14 protein-coding genes are annotated in these 17,685 nt (G+C 38.2%); 1 reads left to right on the top strand and 13 read right to left on the bottom strand.

Annotation, left to right across the window (positions count from 1 at the left end; genetic code table 11):
• Positions 1-90: 90 nt before the first annotated feature.
• From NYP54_RS04020 to NYP54_RS04000, 5 genes are all read right to left on the bottom strand, one after another.
• Positions 91-3,456 carry a UvrD-helicase domain-containing protein gene (locus NYP54_RS04020; RefSeq protein ID WP_283157268.1) on the bottom strand — a complete coding sequence of 1,122 codons (3,366 nt, stop codon included), beginning with the start codon at positions 3,454-3,456 and terminating at the stop codon, positions 91-93.
• 52 nt (positions 3,457-3,508) lie between these two features.
• On the bottom strand, positions 3,509-3,685 hold the full coding sequence (locus NYP54_RS04015) for a hypothetical protein (protein WP_283157267.1): 177 nt from the start codon (positions 3,683-3,685) through the stop codon (positions 3,509-3,511).
• A 287-nt stretch (positions 3,686-3,972) separates the two neighbouring features.
• Entirely contained in the window at positions 3,973-6,261 is a 2,289-nt protein-coding gene (locus tag NYP54_RS04010; RefSeq protein ID WP_283157266.1) for an MMPL family transporter, read from the bottom strand.
• A 149-nt stretch (positions 6,262-6,410) separates the two neighbouring features.
• Positions 6,411-6,647 carry a hypothetical protein gene (locus tag NYP54_RS04005; RefSeq protein ID WP_283157265.1) on the bottom strand — a complete coding sequence of 79 codons (237 nt, stop codon included), beginning with the start codon at positions 6,645-6,647 and terminating at the stop codon, positions 6,411-6,413.
• A gap of 133 nt (positions 6,648-6,780) precedes the next feature.
• On the bottom strand, positions 6,781-7,083 hold the full coding sequence (locus NYP54_RS04000; RefSeq protein WP_157968196.1) for an antibiotic biosynthesis monooxygenase family protein: 303 nt from the start codon (positions 7,081-7,083) through the stop codon (positions 6,781-6,783).
• 174 nt (positions 7,084-7,257) lie between these two features.
• On the opposite strand from NYP54_RS04000, the gene NYP54_RS03995 reads away from it, so the two are divergent.
• Entirely contained in the window at positions 7,258-8,424 is a 1,167-nt protein-coding gene (locus tag NYP54_RS03995; protein WP_283157264.1) for an aromatic amino acid transport family protein, read from the top strand.
• Positions 8,425-8,469: 45 nt separating this feature from the next.
• Here the strand turns inward: NYP54_RS03995 and def are convergent, their stop codons facing one another.
• The 8 genes from def to NYP54_RS03955 form a co-directional block, all read right to left on the bottom strand.
• Positions 8,470-9,093 carry a peptide deformylase gene (gene def / locus NYP54_RS03990; protein ID WP_283157263.1) on the bottom strand — a complete coding sequence of 208 codons (624 nt, stop codon included), beginning with the start codon at positions 9,091-9,093 and terminating at the stop codon, positions 8,470-8,472.
• A 189-nt stretch (positions 9,094-9,282) separates the two neighbouring features.
• Complete coding sequence (locus NYP54_RS03985) at positions 9,283-9,975, bottom strand: Bax inhibitor-1/YccA family protein (protein ID WP_283157262.1); 693 nt, start codon at positions 9,973-9,975, stop codon at positions 9,283-9,285.
• Between the two features lie 93 nt (positions 9,976-10,068).
• Positions 10,069-11,544, bottom strand: coding sequence for a hypothetical protein (locus tag NYP54_RS03980; RefSeq protein WP_283157261.1), 1,476 nt, complete (start codon positions 11,542-11,544; stop codon positions 10,069-10,071).
• Between the two features lie 56 nt (positions 11,545-11,600).
• Complete coding sequence (gene lipB / locus NYP54_RS03975; RefSeq protein WP_283157260.1) at positions 11,601-12,221, bottom strand: lipoyl(octanoyl) transferase LipB; 621 nt, start codon at positions 12,219-12,221, stop codon at positions 11,601-11,603.
• Positions 12,222-12,224: 3 nt separating this feature from the next.
• On the bottom strand, positions 12,225-12,578 hold the full coding sequence (locus tag NYP54_RS03970) for a DUF493 domain-containing protein (protein ID WP_117001911.1): 354 nt from the start codon (positions 12,576-12,578) through the stop codon (positions 12,225-12,227).
• Positions 12,579-12,666: 88 nt separating this feature from the next.
• Positions 12,667-13,263, bottom strand: a complete 597-nt coding sequence (locus NYP54_RS03965; RefSeq protein WP_283157259.1) for an XTP/dITP diphosphatase — start codon at positions 13,261-13,263, stop codon at positions 12,667-12,669.
• Positions 13,264-13,353: 90 nt separating this feature from the next.
• Positions 13,354-16,467 (bottom strand): efflux RND transporter permease subunit, encoded by a 3,114-nt coding sequence (locus NYP54_RS03960; RefSeq protein ID WP_283157258.1) that lies wholly within the window; start codon positions 16,465-16,467, stop codon positions 13,354-13,356.
• A gap of 11 nt (positions 16,468-16,478) precedes the next feature.
• Positions 16,479-17,684, bottom strand: coding sequence for an efflux RND transporter periplasmic adaptor subunit (locus NYP54_RS03955; RefSeq protein WP_283157257.1), 1,206 nt, complete (start codon positions 17,682-17,684; stop codon positions 16,479-16,481).
• Between the last annotated feature and the right edge of the window lies 1 nt (position 17,685).

The following is a 17,685-nucleotide window of genomic DNA, read 5'->3' as shown; positions in this document are numbered from 1 at the left end:
GGGAATATAACCAAGAGCTATAAGGGCTTCGACTGACGCTCAGCCCACGGTGTTAATCGTTCCCTGAGCGAAGTCGAAGGGGTATATTACTTACAGCGCTTGAAGATGCGGAATCAATGGAAAATAGAGTGACAACTTAATATCACTTGGATTTATTTTAAAATGACGAGCAATAAGCTTTTGATAATTCGTAAGTTGTGCGCGATAAGTTGTTGTCTGGACACTTACAAAGTCAGCTAAAGTCTCGTGGCTCGTTGGTAATGCAAACTTATAATCAATGATATGGTATTGACCATTCTCGATAATAATCCGATCAGCAATGTGTTTTTGTGTCTTACCAAAGTTCAAATGAAGCATCACTTGTTCATGCATGCCATGATCATCGATAATCCACGGAAATTGCGCTAGTGTATTGCTTATTGCCTCTTTGGCCAGAGTATATGCTCGAGCATGATGGACTTTAGCAATAGCATGTTGATGTAAGCAAAGTGCAAAATAATTTTGCCAATGATTGATGTTATCTTTGGCACTACTTAAGTAATTAAACAGTTGATGCAATGCCGAACCGATTTGACGATCGCTAGTTAATACTAGTTCACTAAGATCAGGGTGATTTAAATCATTTTCTTTATTTATTTTATCTATTTTATCAGCGCTATCTACTTCAACTGCTGCTTGATTATGTTCAAAGTTGGGTACGGTAGTCGTTGAATAGTTTTGGATCTGCTTAATGACTTTATAGTATGGTTTTGTTTTTTTTGGTTCTTGGTCAGCTGAAACAGCTGATATATCATTGTTTGCGTCCTCACAAGTAATCCAAGGCAGGTTTAATGGCGCTAGAAGTGCTAAAAAGCTATTGTTAACAGTTTTGAGATCATTGCCATTTTCATTAACCGCAGTAAATAAAAGTGTTGATTTGGCACGAGTGACAGCAACATATAAGAGTCGTTGCAGCTCATATTCAGCACGCTTTTTCTGCATGCTTTGGATGACTTTGAAAAGTGGCGGTGTTTCCTTGTCCCAGCTATGTTTAATAGGGCTTAACAGTAAATGATCTTTGCCATCGCTTAGGCGTACCGTATCATGCAAGAAAAGAGGTGTGTCATCGGCTTTACCGCGTTTATCAAGTTGCGGCAAAATCACAAAATCAAATTCTAAACCTTTGGATTTATGGATTGTCATAATCAATACATTGCTCTGTGAAGGACTACTAACAAACTTACGTTTTAATCGCGCGACAAAGCGATCAAACTGTGCAATGGCGGTCTTGTCATCGGTTAAATGGTTTTGTAAAAGGGTCATGAAGCTTGCAAACAGCGCATGATCATGATGAATACTAAAGCCATCGAGTGCTTGCCAGATAATCTTTAAGCGTGCTATTAAAGTGCTGCGAACACCATTGAAAAAATTATCCTTGATCCAGCTTAAAAAATAAAATGCTTTTTGTTGATGGGGGCGGCTTTGTTGCATCTCAAGATAAACTGCTAACTTGGCATAAAATGAATGAGATTTCTCAGCTTGTTGCTCATTTAATTCTATTTGCTCAATCATTTGCAGTTCATTTAAAGAAAAGCCAAACAAAGGTGATTGCAGTAAACTCACCCAGTAAATAGACTGCTCAGGATTGTTTAAAAGCGCACAAAGGCACAATAGATCCATCACCATTGGTTGGTGGTAGAATGTTTCTATTTCATTTTCAACAACAGCAACTCCTTGAGCCTTTAATACAGGAACAAGATGCTTTAAATGGTTGCGAGTACGCACTAAAATGGCAACTTGATGATCTGGATGTTTATTAAGATGTGCTTTGATACTATCGGCAATAAACAGTGCTTCTTGTGTCAGATCGGCAAATAATCGATAGTCAATAGCCTCTTGATTCAGCGCTTGTGATAAGGTTGTTGCCGGTGCGTAACTAATGCCGCCATAGTTTCTATCATCTTCTATAGGAAAAATGCTACAAAAATGAGAATTAACCCAATCAACAATGGATTTGTGTGAACGGAAATTGCAATCAAGTTGTAAAAACTCCAGTGCCAATTGGTTAATGCCATGCGTTTTAACATCTAGAAATTGATTGACCTCAGCTTGGCGAAAACGATAGATAGATTGCATTGGATCGCCAACAATAAACAGCGTTTTGCCATCATTGGGTTGCCATTCAAGCGTGAGCATTTGCAGTAACTTAAATTGTAAAATTGAGGTGTCTTGAAACTCATCAATTAAAAGATGCTTGATCTGATGATCAAGATAAAGCATCAAATCAGTCGGTGTTTCACTATTACCAAGGGCAGATAACGCTTGTAACGACACTTCATTGAAATCAATCAAAGCGCGCGCCTTAAACACAAGCTTTAGATAAGATACCAAACGCAATGCAATACGCGCGATTGCACTTAATATTTGCCATTCTTGATCGTCCAGTAGTAAGCGCTCATAAAGACGCAGCTCAGCAACTAATGAGGTGATATCTAATAAACTGTTATCGCTAAAGGATTGCGTATAGCCAATAAGCCATTGGGCATAACCGTTGGCTTTGGCATCTTTGGCAGGGAGACCTTGTCTTGCATTGAATGTTTTGCGAAAAGTATTATCATTGGTAAAAAGCAGTTTAATCAGTCGTTGCCAGAAGATTGAGCTGTCTTGATCTATCAGGGTTTCATTATATTCGCTATCACAAAATGTCAGTATTTCATTTAGGGTGAGTTGACTTTGATCAAGGTTTAATAATGTACTTAAGCGTCGTTGAAGCTCAGCAAAAAGCGCCTGAAAACCAGATTCGATAACTATTTTACTTTCTTTACTTTTTTTATTGTGTGTTGTATCCGTGTTTATTAAGTTAGATGATAATAAAATGCCAAGCCACTGCTCACGTCTGGCGAGCATACTGCTAAGCAAGCTTTTTACACGAGTAATATCATTATCAAGATGGCCTAGCAGATCGTGTAAATCCTGATAAAAAGGGCTTTGTTTATCGGTGTCATTGATAAAGTCATCAATGGCTTGTTCGTACAAAAGCTCTGGGGAATCACTAATATCGGCATTAAATGCTTCATCTGTTTCAAACACCAGTTGTTTGGATAGGCTTTGACAAAATGCATCAATGGTCATAATGCGTAAGCGCTTGGGACTCATTAATAGCTGCCACTCTTTGTGCTTATCTTGTAATAGCGCTTGTTGGGCAAGTTTGAAAGTAAGCTTCTTATGTGGCTCATCTGGCTCAGGATTGTTTTGTGCGTCTAACAGAGATTGATAAATCCGCTGCTGCATTTCATTGGCGGCTTTATTAGTAAAGGTTAGTGCGATAATTTCCTCAGGTGCTTCAACATGAGCCAGTAGATTCAAATAACGCTGCGTTAAGGTTTCGGTTTTTCCAGAGCCTGCAGGTGCTTGTACGATAAAGGATTTTTTAGGGTTAAGTGCTTCATTGCGTGCCGCAGCATCATTAGGAATCATAATGTGAAGAGGATTGATTATGTTGAATGATATCCTAATCGATTCTTATCTTTTATTCATTATTATTACTGCGTTCATTTTTCAAATGGCGAATCTGCTCACTTGGAATCTGTAAGGTTTTAGCGACAACAGAAATTGGCACACCCATTTTAAGCATCGCCATGGCATCATTATAAACGTGTGTCTGTAATGTATATGCCTGTGTGTTATATGTGTTTTGCATTTCCATGATACGATCTCCTTTTTTGATGACTCAAAGCATAGTAGCGTAAAATTTGGTAGTATGCGAATAATTTTAATTCAACCAAGAGGTGATTTTTGTCTTTGAGAATTTCCCTGTGATGAATTAAGGATCAGCTGCGTTTTGGTTAAGTAACCAGAGTATAATACCCCAAGAAATTTAAACAGTATCTTTTGAAATCAACTTCCGATACATTGTTGAAAGTGGGTGCACTAAAAAGTGCAACCATTGAGAAGATTAATTTGGGTATTCGCTTACATTTGAGTGTCTAAATTTTATTTATTTACCTTAGAGGCCAAGGGTGACAATAAAAACGCACTGGCAATGCCGACAAATACAGCTAAGCCAAAGTAATGGATAACGGGTGTTTGGCTGAAGGCTAATAGTCCAAAGGAGAGAATGGTGGTAATCGCTGAGAGCGTGACCGCGAGCATCGTGCTATGTAAGCTTGATTTGGTTTCAGCAAAAAACAATACATAATCAACGGCAATGCCCAGTACTAGAATTAATGCCAGAATGCTAAAGAGGGTGACTGGTACATTAAATATGCCAAACACAGCAAGGCTTAACAAGGTTGCCATTGTCGGTGGTACAAAATAGCAAATCGCTTTTTTAAGGCTTCTATAGCGTAACAATAATAGTAAAAATAACGCCACGAATACGATGCTAAGGAGATAGCTAATATACTGACGATAGGTTTTAAAGACATGGGAAATCTCATCTGCCTTGTTGATAAAGTTAGCATAAGGAAGCTCGGCGCAAATTATCTTGATATCGTTCATATTGAGTTTTTGTGATAACAAAACAATGGAAGCAAAAGAAGTAAATTGTGCGTTAGAGTTTGTTGAAGTGTTAGCTTTGCCCATCCATAAAAATTGTAAGTTTTGTGAAATGGGTGAGCTTAACCAATCGTTAACAGTCAGTGGTTTAAAAGGGATATTCCGCAAGTTCTTTTCAATGCTATCGATTTCTTTATTATCAACACCGATCTGGTTTAAAAAGTCACTTAATCGATTTTGTAACAGGTTCTCGCGCACAAGCGTGTAGTTTTGTTGTTGATCTTCAATACTTGGTAGATACTGGCTAATCGAGATAACTGGTTGCGAGATATTTGGGTTTTGCGCTTTAATTTTGTTAATCAATATATGCTCATGACTGATCACATCTTCAGGAGTGCTACCTGTCACAACAATAAAATCAGTGCTAACATCGCTGCCAATAATCGATTTTAACTGCTGTTCATTGGCTTTTAGTGCTTTGGGGGTTGCCTCTAAAATGCGAATGTCATCATTGCTATGAAGCTTGGAGATGCCAATGGCGGCAATGATGGCAAGAATCATGTAGATGATCATGATTTTTTTGATACTTAATTTTTGCCAGAGCTTCAGGTAAAGCGTGGCGATGTGGCAAATAAAGGAATTAAAAGCACGTTTATGTGGTTTAAGGAGATAAGGAAACAAACAGATGACAGTCAGGTATGACATGAATAAACCGCTAATGGCAAAGGTGGCAAGCTGTCTAAGTCCAGGAAAAGGGGCGATAGCAATAATCAGATAAGCAATGATAACGTTTAAAAGACCTAAGGTAATACCAGAGAAGATGCGCTTTAATCCCGTTGTTGACTGCCATAGCTTGCCACCATACAGTCGATCCGCATAGTAGAAAAATGCGTAATCAACTGATATACCAATTAAACTGGCGCCAAAAACAAGTGTGAATAAAAAGATTTTACCAAATATAAGATAAGTCACAATAAAGGCAAAAACAAAGCCGATGGCACTGGAGAACAGTGTCAATAGCAGTGGTGATAATGAGCGAAAACTAATAAGCATTAAGAGAATAATGCCAATCAGTGATCCAACACCAATAATTGAGACATCATGGCGCGCGCTATCCGTGCCTGCTTTGGCATAAAACAGCATACCGGTCATTAAAAAAGTGCTTTGTGGATAATCGCTTGTAATTGTTTGTTTAATATCGCTAAAAAGATGGGTGATATTATTTTGATTACTTAAAGAAAAACTATCATTTTTTAATGTGGCATTAATCATGCTGTACCAGATGCCATTGTCCTCAGTCATCAGGTGGTTTTTATATAAATCAAGCTTATTCGATGGTTTAGGCAGAGCTAAGATAAAGTGCTGAAAAAGCGAAAAAGGATCGTTTTGCAGAAGCTTAGAATTACTAATACTAATGGGATTGTAGAGGTTAAACACAGCCTGTTGGCTAATGGTGTCAAAGTCATGTTGCATTATAAGCTTGTGATCTTTATCCGATAATAAGGATAAACGATAAGGGAAATAAAAACTTGCCCAAGCTTCTTGTTCATTGGTGCTCACACCATTAGTCACACTCGAAAAATAATTAGATTGTTGAAGCCTATGACTAAAGACATCCGAAGCTTGTAGCGCTTTATCTTGATCAGGATTGCCAACCAAAATAACGATTTGTTTACCCATCGTGTTGGCAAAATCATCCGCAATCTTTTCCACACTATTAGCATCTTTGGCACCTGGTAATAGCGCAAGCATATTGGTGTTAATGGGTAAACCTTGGAAAAGCAAAAATACAAAGCTTAGAACGCTTAGGGTTGAAAGTATTATCCAAAGATATAAACGTTTTTTGAAACAATTCTTCTGAGAGTGCATGTTGATATAGATTTTAAACTCATGGCAGCATACTGGCAGAGAATCTAGAAAAGTACAATTTTTATTTAGGCGTGAGACATTGTTGAAGTTGTTGCATGCGTATTTTTAGTTGTTGATGCATGTGTTTTAGCATGAGATTTGCTCGTATGTTGATGTGCATTATGCTTGGCTTCTTTGTGATGTTTCGTTATTTTTGTATGTCCTGTACTGCTAGTAGTGCTTGGTGTACTTGCAAATGCTGTAAGTGACATTCCCATAATACCAACTAGAGCCAATGTGGTTTGTGTGATTTTCTTAATCATAATTTTTCCTTTTGTTTGTTTTATTATTTTTTTTGTTCTTTATGAGCGACAATATTGTTCGCAAGCGGCAAGATTAATGGTGAAGTATTAAGAAAATATTAAAATAGTTATAATTTGATAGGTATTTAATTTTCTATGAGATGCTATCTTCAATTAGCACATTATATAAACTTGGTATGTACTGTAAGCCTGTAACATTAAGCCCTTTAAGGGTATTACTTGCTTTTTGTATTGCTTGTTTATAATCAGACTCATTTGTCCATTGAGCAACATTAACGAGTTGAAAGGTTGCATTATTATCAATAGATTGATGAAGTTTGGTTGAAATATACCCCTTTTCTTTTTTAAGTTCATCATTGTATTTTTTCCAGAACGCTATACACTCATTTAGTTTTCCGTTAGGGACTGAGAAAGCGTTAATCAAGGTAATACTCATGGAATTCATCCTTATTATTTATCGTTAATGAATATATTGTTTGAAAGTATCTTAATTTAAAGCATGTTGCAAGTGAGGTGCTCAAATTTTTGATGTGAATAGCAATGATTAAATATACTTTTTGTTTGTACTGTTGTATCGTTACGTTTTTGATGTGTTTAATGGAGAAAGCAGATGACAAGATCGCTCGGTGGTGCGTTTTTAGTCGTTGGGACAACAATTGGTGCGGGGATGTTATCATTGCCGCTAATTACGGCAGCCTGTGGCTTGTGGGTATCGATTGTATTAATTATTATTTCATGGTCAGTGATGTACTTAACGGCATTAAGACTAATCAAAGTCTGTGCACATCAGCCATTGGGAGTGAATTTTACCTCGCTGATCAAAGAGGAAATGCCAAAGAGCTTACAAATAGTTTTTACATTAGTTTATTTGCTTTTGCTGTATGCATTAATGGCTGCCTATACCACACAAGGCTCGTCATTGGTGAACTTGGTATCACAAGCACAGGTGCCAACAGTCAGTGTTGATGCTATTGTCTTTATCTTGATTTTTGGACTTGTCATCTTAAGTACGCGCTTAAGTGATTATGTCAATCGCTCATTTGTGTCAGTTAAACTTGTATTTTATGTGCTTTGCGTAGTGAGCATGCTATTTGCCTTAAAATGGGCAAATATGCTTGAGATGCCATTATCTTTCTATGCTTTAGTGTTTGCGTGGCCAACACTATTGCCTTCTTTTGGTTTTCAGAACATCATTCCCGTGTTGTATGAATATCAAAAGGGTGACGTTCAAGCAGTCAAGCGTAGTGTTTTTATCGGCAGTATCGCTGTATTGGTGATTTATATCATCTGGCTTATTGTCTGCTTGGCAATCTTGCCACAACAAGGCGTGCATAGTTATGAGACGATTTTTAAAGATGGAAATACCTTAACCACGTTGATGAGTGAGATAAAACAAGCCACCCAAAGTGCGAGTATCAATACCTTCTTATCGGTATTTGTGAATATTTCAATTATTACTTCATTTATTTGTGTTGGTTTGTCGCTTTATCATTACATTAGAGATACGTTTAGACGATTTAATATTGAACTAAATAAAATTATTGGCTTTTTATTGACCTTTATTCCGCCATTTATATTTACGGTTTTTTATCCTAAAGGCTTTATCTTAGCATTGCAATACGCGGCTATTTTTGCGGTAGTGATTTTTGTATTTACACCAATTTATTTAGATAAAGGAAATAGAAAAAAAGTCATTAATTTTTATCCTTTAGTATTGGGTGCTTTAGTCATCATTGCGCAAATATTGAACTTAAGCGGACTATCACAACCTTTTTAGTTGGTTTATGTTGGACGCAAAACAGTCTTTCATTACAGAGATGGTTCATTGAGTTTTGATATTCTTCTTTCGTAAAAGCTTATCAAACATTTGTTGCTTATCTTTAGAAAGTTCAGACCTGCGTAAATTCATCATCTCACTTATTGTTCCTTGAACGTCAGAAGGTTTTAATCTGTCTATGATTAAAATTCCGTTAAGATGGTCGATTTCATGCTGTAATACTCGTGCATAGAAGCCATTTTCAATGCTTGTGTGCCAGCTACCTTTTTCGTCTTGATATTTGAGCTCGATTTCGTTATATCGTTGAACTTTGCCAGCTTTAGCTTTTACAGAATAACATGCCTCAATATCATAGGAGGTTGCACAGTCATTACATGGTCGATAGCTTGGATTAATCATTACATGCATTGGATATGGTTTTGCATTATCTCTTAATAATACGGCATCATCAGGAATATAAATAACAATTATTCTTTGAGAAACATTGACTTGGGGTGCCGCAAGACCAACACCGCCTAGTTGATACAATCTATCTTGCATATTTTGAATAATTGTTTTATTCATCTCTGTCAAGGGAAAACTTACTGTTTTTGCTGGTGACTTTAGGATTGCAACATCGGTTGGATTTTCAATTTCGGTTATGGATAATTTCATTGTTTTTGCAGCCATTATTATGGGGATTATTGACAAGAAAAGGAATGGAAAACGGATTCTCACTATGTTTATATCCTATTTATTTAAGACGGTTTTTGATCTTTAAAATATTGCTTTACCTTTTTTCTTATATAAGTGAAGGCATATTGAGCACGATTTTTTGCTAAAAGAAGTATTCTCATATCAAATTTTTTAGTATTGAAACTAGTTACGATTTCCTGAAAACATACCTAAGAATTGTAAAATGGTTAAGAAGATATTTAGGATTGAAACATAGATAGTGACTGTCGCAACAATATAGTTTGTCTCGCCACCGCGCACGATTTGGTTAGTTTGCCACAGAATAAAACCACCTGAAATAAAAGCAATAATAACCGAAAGTGCTAAGTACAATGCTGGCATTTGTAAGAATAAGTTAACGACAATAGCAACTAATGCAATCAGTGCGCCTATGCCAAGGAAAGAGCCTAATCTTGAGAAGTCACGTTTTGGATTTAACGCAATCGCTGAAAGACCTAAGAAAATAGCGCCTGTTGCTCCTAACGCCATCATGATAAGCTCAGAACCATTGTTAAATGTCGTGATGTAGTGATTTAATATTGGTCCTAATGTCCAACCTAAGAAGCCAGTTAGTGCGAATGTTAACACCAATCCCATTGGGCTATTACGTGTCGCTTGCACGCCAAATAGCAATGCAAAATACACAATTAAGGTAATGATAGGGTTGATCACAGGGGCTGACACCATCATGGACCAGCCAGCCGTTAAGGCACTGAACAAAAGGGTTAGTGATAGTAGCAAATAAGTGTTGCGCAGCACTTTGTTGGTTTGAATGACTGAGCTGCCACGAGCATCAATCACGCGCGCATTTTGTTGGTAGTTAAAACGATCGTTCATATTATCTCCATATGATATTTAATTAAAAAGCTCAAAATCGCTGCTAAGTATATGGGGAGAGTCGCTGAAAAAACAATAGCCAATGGCTTAAATTTAGACATTTTTTTTATGATAGTGCATGAATTTTGATAATAGGTAGGCAACTAAAGCGCATAGTAAGCCAGCAATAAACAGCGTGCCATAAAGATAAGATAATGATTGATAAGTGTTTGTTAGAATTTGCGAATTGAGAATATTTTGATTAAGAGAGTAAACAAATACACCAATGCCTGCGGTAATGATAAAGAAAAAGCCCATTACAATAGACTCATATTTGCGTGGTGAGAATTTACCAACCATTGCGTAATACAAAGGGAGTAACAATACTTTGGCAACGGAGTTTAACATCAAAGTGATGAGCAATAGATAGTTTCCAGTCATTGCAAAATGATTTAATGATTGCGAGAAAAAGCTAAAAAACAACAAGCCAGATGCTAATGCCATAAAGAGTGTGGCAAGACTAAATAAGCGAATTAAGCGCTTCATATGTTGCGTGTGCTTATTTCTATTCCATAGTACTGCCGAGACAAAACCAATAATAAGCACCAAAGCAATATTGGCTTCAAAAAAGAAATCAGCCGACAAACTCTTGGCGTTAAAGAAGCCATAATCGCGGTTAAAAAGGGTTAAATAGTTAAGAAAAATAGTAATAATACTCTTATCAGCCAGCCAGAAAAACACGCTAAGAGCTAATAGAATAAGCAGCAAGCGATTGCGTTTGCGTTGTGTCTCATCTTTTTCAAGATAAGCGTAGATAAGCATGATGGCAATCGCGATAAGTGTTAAAGCAATAATAATCGCTTGTAACACGCGCTGATAATGCAATAAGAAATCAGTCAATGAGGACAGTACGATTAAAATAAATATAACGCTGTAAGTCGATGGTGTGTATTTTGCTTCAACGCCATCAATTAAACCAATATTGCGATTAAGATAAATGCCACCGGCTAAGAAAATAAGCACAGCAAATAGGGTGACTACCGCCATAATGATAAACCAGTTTTGATAGCTTAAATGCTGCAATGAGCCACCAATTGACAAGGATAGTGCTGCACCAAGTACTGTCGCCATATACATCAGGGTGAAACCTGCGTGGCGTCTTGGATCATCTTGGGTATAAAGAAAGCTTAATGTAGTGAATAAATTGGGAATGACAAGACCTACACCGATAACATAAGCGGAAAAACCAATTAAGGATAGGTTATTAAGTGATAATAGAATAAGGGCAACAAATGAATAAAGCATTCCGATAATCACCGAGCGGCGATGACCGATCATATAACCTAAAATGCCACCGATTAATCCCGCGGCACTATATAAAAACAGATTGGTCACAAGGTTAAAGTTGATAGCTAAAATATCAGGGGTTAACCCTTCTTGTGTGCTATCAGCAATGCTATGAATAAAGCCAGAAAAGTGTACAGTAATGGCTGCCGTGCCCATGCTATAAAATAGCGAGGTTAATAACAAAAACCACAAGCCAAAGGGCTGTTTGGTGTTAAGAAGTAGTTTTTTAGGTTTTAATTGCATAGCGTATGCGCGTCAAATGAGTCTTTGGCTATTATGACAATAATCTCATGATGGGTCTAACTGAAAATTGAGTTATCTAACCTTTGAGTCAATATTTTGGCATAGTTATTCAATACATCGGTAATGCTGATTGTAGGGTTATGTGCGTGAATTTGTGTCATTTTTAAGCCTTGATAACCACAAGGGTTGATATAGCTAAATGGTGTCAGATCCATATTCACATTAATGGCAAGACCATGATAGGTTAGCCCTTTTTTAACACGTAAGCCAAGTGATGCAATCTTAGCCTGATCAACATAAATACCTGGTGCATTCTCAATGGTATGACTGCTGATGTCATAGGTTTTTAGTAAGTGCATGCATGATTTCTCAATCGTGCAAACAAAGTTTTTAACACCTAAATTAAGGCGTTTAAGATCAAACAAAAAGTAAATAACCGCTTGCCCTGGTCCGTGATAGGTGACTTGACCGCCGCGATCAGTTTGGATAACAGGGATGTTTCTAGGATTAATAATGTGCTCAGGCTTGCCGTGACGACCTTGGGTAAAAACAGCCGTGTGTTCAACAAGCCAGATTTGGTCTTGAGTATCTTCGGTACGTGATTGTGTAAACTCAATCATTGACTGATAAACTGACTCGTAGTCCTGTAATCCAAGATTTTTAATGAGGATTGACATCTGTTAAAGCACCATGTGAATCTCGGGATGCCCACTTAATGCTTGATAAATATTATCAAGCTGCTCTTTGCTCGTTGCTTCAAAGATTGCGGTAATAGAGATGTATTTACCGGTTTTGCTTTCACGTGTGGTGAATTCAATTTTCTCAGGATTTTCGATGTATTTCTCTAAGGTATTAAGGACAAACTCAGCAACTTCTTTTTGTGGATTGGCCATGATTTTTATTGGAAATCGGCAGGGAAACTCAAATAAGGTTTCAGTCTGCTTTGTCTCACTACCTTCAGCTTTAGTTGTCTCTGCAGGAAGTGCTTGTTCTTTTTTATTTTCTGGTGTTTCTTTTTTGCCGTTGTTGCTCATCTTAAATATAACCTATAGTTAGCAAACAATATTGCGCTTCAGTGTAATGTAAAGTATCAAGAAAATCATCTTGAAGTATCATTTTTTTCTACAAAAGGCGGTGGAGTTTCTCTTTGAGTTTTGCCAATGCGCGAGCGCGATGACTGACACTATTTTTTACCTCATTAGATACTTCAGCCATCGTTTGCTGATATTCAGGCAGTAAAAAAACTGGGTTGTAACCAAAGCCATTATTACCGCGACGCGCATGTGTGATACTGCCGTCAACACGTCCTTCAGCAATCACAGGCATGGGGTCATGCTCATGCATTACCAAAGCTAAGACACATTGAAAGTGGGCTTGACGTTTATCATCGGTGATATCTTGCATATCAGAAAGCAGCTTATCGATATTAGCTTCATCATTCCCATGCCCGCCTGAGAAGCGTGCTGAGTAAATCCCAGGCGCTCCCTTTAAGGCATCAACGCATAAGCCAGAGTCATCGGCAAGCGCTGGAAGACCTGTAAATTGCGCACAGTGTCGTGCTTTTAAAATGGCGTTTTCAACAAAGCTTAAGCCGGTTTCATCAGCATCGGTGACATTAAACTCTGTTTGTGGAATGACTTTAAAGCCCAAGGGCGATAATATCTCGCTGACTTCTTTGATTTTCCCTTTATTACTTGATGCAAAGACAATTTCTTTCATGTGTTTAGTAAGTCCTGTGTTTTTTTAGTTTGCAAGCTTGATAATTCATATACCATTTTCTTAAGGCGATAACCGCCCAAATCCCTTCAATTATTCTAAATGATGATTTTTGTTAATTTGTGCGATGATCTTATCTTCTTCTTTCCAGCGTTCAATCAATGCGCGACGATCTTTGGCAAGATACGTGTAAACAACAGGGACAACAAAAAGGGTGAAAAGCGTACCAATCGTCATACCAGATGCAATAACAATACCGATAGATTGGCGACTAACAGCTCCAGCTCCTGTAGCGAGCACTAATGGTATAACACCAACAACCATTGCAGCCGTTGTCATAAGAATGGGGCGCAGGCGAAGGGCAGCTGATTTTAAAATCGCCTCAACTTTATCATAGCCTTCTTCTTGCAGTTTATTGGCAAACTCCACCAACAAAATACCATGCTTACTAATCAGACCAATCAAGGTAATCAAACCAACTTGCGTGTAGATGTTGATTGAGGCATAACCTAGGTTAAATAGTTGCCCTAGATACAGCGGAATTAACGCGCCACAAATTGACATCGGAACACTGATTAAGATAATCAATGGGTCTCTGAAGCTTTCAAACTGAGCTGCAAGCATCAAGAAGATCACAATTAGGGCGAATAAGAAAGCAACTGCCATTTGGCTGCTATTTTCTAAGAACTGACGTGCAGAACCTGCGTAGTCATGCGTATAACCTTGTGGCAGTTCTGTTTTAGCAAGATTTTGCATATATTCAATCGCTTGACCTTGACTAATGCCTGGTGTGGTTACTGCATTGATGGTCGCTGAGTTTAGCTGTTGGAAACGGTTTAAACTCAGTGGTACACTCTGTGTTTTAAATGTCACAATAGCTGAAAGTGGCACGAGCTTGCCACTGGCTGTGGTAATGCGGATTTGTCCAAGCTGCTCTTTGGTCAACTTCAAATCATCCGCAAGCTCAGGAATAACCTGATAGCTGTAACCAAGCATACTAAAGTAGTTAACGTAACCTCCTGAGTAAGCATAACCAAGTGCTTGAGCAATTTGCTGCATGCTGATCCCCAAGGAGGCTGCTTTTTCACGATCAATTTGTACAACCATTTGCGGATTATCAAATTGTAGGTCACTTTGAGCAAAGACAAATAACCCGCTTGACATCATTTTGTTGATGACATCATTAGCAATGCCATAAATACTTGGATAGCTATTAACGGACTGTATGACAAACTGCATTGGTGGACCAAATGAAATACCAGGTAACGACGGCATCTCAAAGGTGTAAATCTGAGAGCCTGCGACGTTATTGACAAGGTTTTGCAATACCGGTTTGATTTCCATTTGTGTTTCTTTGCGCTCACTCCATGGTTTTAATACCACGCCGCCAAAGCTGTTATTACTTTGCGGATAGCCGTTGACAACGAATGTTGATTCAACACCTGGTAAGCTTTGCATGTCTTTATAAAGCGCAGGTGCGAAGGTATTTAAATAGTGAATGTTAGCTGGAGACGGAGCAGTTCCTTGAATCCCAATAAAGGCCTGATCTTCTGTTGGTGCAAGCTCTGATTTCGTGCCCATAAATAATGAATAACAGCTGATTAAGACGACTGCACCAAATAAAATCACGACGATGCGCACGCTCATCACAAGACGTAGGGCACGCTCATAAGCATTTTTAAGTTTTTCAAATAGCTTATCAATAAACTTAACTGTTTTTGCCTCAGTAATTGATTTAGAAAGGACTTTTGAACAGAGCATTGGTGAGAATGTATAGGCAACAATCCCAGAGATAACCACTGCTCCTGCCAATGAGTAGGCGAATTCAGTAAATAATATCCCTGTTAAGCCACCCATCATCCCAATCGGTAAGTAAACGGCAACAAGGGTTAATGTCATTAAGATCACAGGGTTGGCAATTTCTCTGGCACCTTGAATAGCTGCTTCAAAAGGGGTTGCTCCTTCTTCGATGTGTCGGTAAATGTTCTCAAGCACAACAATCGCATCATCGACCACGAGCCCAATAGCAAGTACCATCGATAACAGGGTTAATAAGTTGATTGAGAAGCCCATAAGAAACATTAATAAGAATGAACCAATCATCGATAATGGAATAGCAACCACAGGAATAATAACGGATCGAAAAGAACCAATAAATAAAAATAAAACAACAGTTACAATAATCACCGCTTCAATCAGTGTTTTTACTACGTCTTCAATAGATGCTTTAATATAAGTGGTATTGTTGTAGACAATATTCATGTTCAAACCAGTGGGTAGACTGGCTTTTATACTTGGCAAGTCTTTCATGATATTATCAACAACGGTGAGGACGTTAGCATCAGATGCGGCAACCACACCTGCAAAAACGCCATATTTGCCATTGAAGCTTACATTGGCAGTATAGGTTTGAGCACCCAATTCAACCGTCGCAACATCACCTAATCGAACGAGATTGCCATTTTCATTTTTAACAACTAATTGTTTATACGTTTGTGCATTATCAAGGTTGGTGGTTGGATTTAAAGTGACATTAAAATAAGGACCTTTGATTTGTCCACCGGCAGCAATCAAACTATTTGCTTGTAATGCATTGGCAATATCGTCGGGGGTGACATTAAAGCGTGCCATCTTATCATAGTTTAACCAAACACGCATGGCATAATCTTTTTGCCCCCAAATGATCACATTGGAAATGCCGCCCAAAGACTGTAGCTTAGGGGTTAGCTGATTTTTGATATAAGCTGTAATCTCCTGTTCATTTAAGGCGTCACTGGTAAAGCCTAAAATGAGTGATGGGAATGAGTTACCTGATTGCATATCAATTGCGGGTGATTGCGCGCCACTTGGCATGACGTTTTGTACGGCATTGACTTTTTGTACCACTTGACTAAGTACATTATTAGGATCAGCACCTAGTTTAACGTTAATCGTTAATGTGCTTAAACCCAATACGCTTTGCGAGGTCATGTAATCAATACCATCAGCTGCACCAACGGATTGCTCTAGTGGTGTTGTGATAAATCCTTGAATAATCTCAGGATTAGCACCAGGATAAGCGGTTGTTACAATAATTGTCGCATTGTTCATATATGGGTACTGGCGTACCTGCAAGGTAAATGCCGTCCCTATCCCAGCAACGAGTATCAGTAAGCTGATCACCGTTGATAGCACAGGCCGTTTTATAAAGATATCAATAAAATGCATATGCCGTTTTCCTATGGGTTGTTTTTGAAGTCAACGTCATTATTGATAACAACACTAACACCATTTTGCAGTTTGTTTTGACCAGAGGTCGCCACCATGTCACCAGCTTTAATACCTTCAACGATGACTTTATTGTCATTAGTCATAGTCGTTTTCACTGGAACCTGCTTAGCTGTGTATTGCTGTTTACCTGTTGAAACGAGCTGAACCTGTCCATCTTTCATAGCGCTGTATTCAGACATCAATGGTTGCCCGTCTTTAAAATCAGGCACAAGCACATAAACTGTTTCACCATATAGGGTATAGCTTACGGCATTGCGCGGGATAATGATGGTGTTTGGAATCGGAGGAAGAATTAAACTGACATCAAGGAACATACCAGGGTAGATCAAATGTTGTTGATCCTTGTTATCAAAGGTTGCTTGAATATTAAGAGCTCTGTTATCACTGGTGATTTGTGAGTTAATGGCAGTGATTTTTGCCTTGAAAGTAACACCTGGATAGGAGTCAGAAGTAAACTCAATGTCACCGCCAACTTTAACATTGCTAAAGTTATTTTGTGGAATACTAAAATCTATGTAAATCGGTGATATTTCAGTTAGCGTTGCTGCACTGTTGCCAGCACTGAAGTATTGACCTAGGCTAATTTGACGCAAACCAATCTTACCATCAAATGGTGCTTTTACCGTGCGATAGTTGATATCAGCTTGAATCGATTCAACATTGGCAAGATTGGCATCATATTGTGCCTTTGATTGATCTGCCGTTTGTTGTGAGACGGCTTGCTGTTTTAAAAGATCAGCATCACGTTGGTAGGTGATTCTAGCAAGTTCCAAATCAGCTTGAGCTTGCTTTAGTTGTGCTTGTAACTGTTGCGTATCAAGTGTGAATAACACATCACCTTTTTTAACCATTTGTCCGGATTCAAACGAGATGGTTGATACCAAGCCTGAAGCTTGAGCGGTAACATTGACATTTTGGATGGCGACAGCTTCACCAATGGTTTTAACACTTGGGTACCACGTTTCAGATTTAGCATCAGTAGCAGTGACTTCAGGTGCTTGCATTTTCCAAGTTGCCATGGCTGAAGCCTTTTTACCGTTGACAAAACTGGCAAAGCCAAAGATGCCGCCAAAGATAACGACAAGAATGGCAATGACGATGATAAAAGCTTTAATAAGCTTTTTCTTAGGTGCTTTTAGGGAGAGTTCAGCCATG

This window comes from Cysteiniphilum sp. QT6929 (assembly GCF_030035755.1).
Taxonomy (GTDB): domain Bacteria; phylum Pseudomonadota; class Gammaproteobacteria; order Francisellales; family Francisellaceae; genus Caedibacter; species Caedibacter litoralis.
Note: the sequence above shows the minus strand (reverse complement) of the source record. Positions and strands in the feature narration are given on the sequence as shown.

Coding starts and splice junctions, on each gene's coding strand:
- NYP54_RS04020 (WP_283157268.1), bottom strand. CDS start 3,456: ATGATTCCTAATGATGCTGCGGCACGCAATGAAGCACTTAACCCTAAA.
- NYP54_RS04015 (WP_283157267.1), bottom strand. CDS start 3,685: ATGGAAATGCAAAACACATATAACACACAGGCATATACATTACAGACA.
- NYP54_RS04005 (WP_283157265.1), bottom strand. CDS start 6,647: ATGATTAAGAAAATCACACAAACCACATTGGCTCTAGTTGGTATTATG.
- NYP54_RS04000 (WP_157968196.1), bottom strand. CDS start 7,083: ATGAGTATTACCTTGATTAACGCTTTCTCAGTCCCTAACGGAAAACTA.
- NYP54_RS03995 (WP_283157264.1), top strand. CDS start 7,258: ATGACAAGATCGCTCGGTGGTGCGTTTTTAGTCGTTGGGACAACAATT.
- def (WP_283157263.1), bottom strand. CDS start 9,093: ATGGCTGCAAAAACAATGAAATTATCCATAACCGAAATTGAAAATCCA.
- NYP54_RS03985 (WP_283157262.1), bottom strand. CDS start 9,975: ATGAACGATCGTTTTAACTACCAACAAAATGCGCGCGTGATTGATGCT.
- NYP54_RS03980 (WP_283157261.1), bottom strand. CDS start 11,544: ATGCAATTAAAACCTAAAAAACTACTTCTTAACACCAAACAGCCCTTT.
- lipB (WP_283157260.1), bottom strand. CDS start 12,221: ATGTCAATCCTCATTAAAAATCTTGGATTACAGGACTACGAGTCAGTT.
- NYP54_RS03970 (WP_117001911.1), bottom strand. CDS start 12,578: ATGAGCAACAACGGCAAAAAAGAAACACCAGAAAATAAAAAAGAACAA.
- NYP54_RS03965 (WP_283157259.1), bottom strand. CDS start 13,263: ATGAAAGAAATTGTCTTTGCATCAAGTAATAAAGGGAAAATCAAAGAA.
- NYP54_RS03960 (WP_283157258.1), bottom strand. CDS start 16,467: ATGCATTTTATTGATATCTTTATAAAACGGCCTGTGCTATCAACGGTG.
- NYP54_RS03955 (WP_283157257.1), bottom strand. CDS start 17,684: ATGGCTGAACTCTCCCTAAAAGCACCTAAGAAAAAGCTTATTAAAGCT.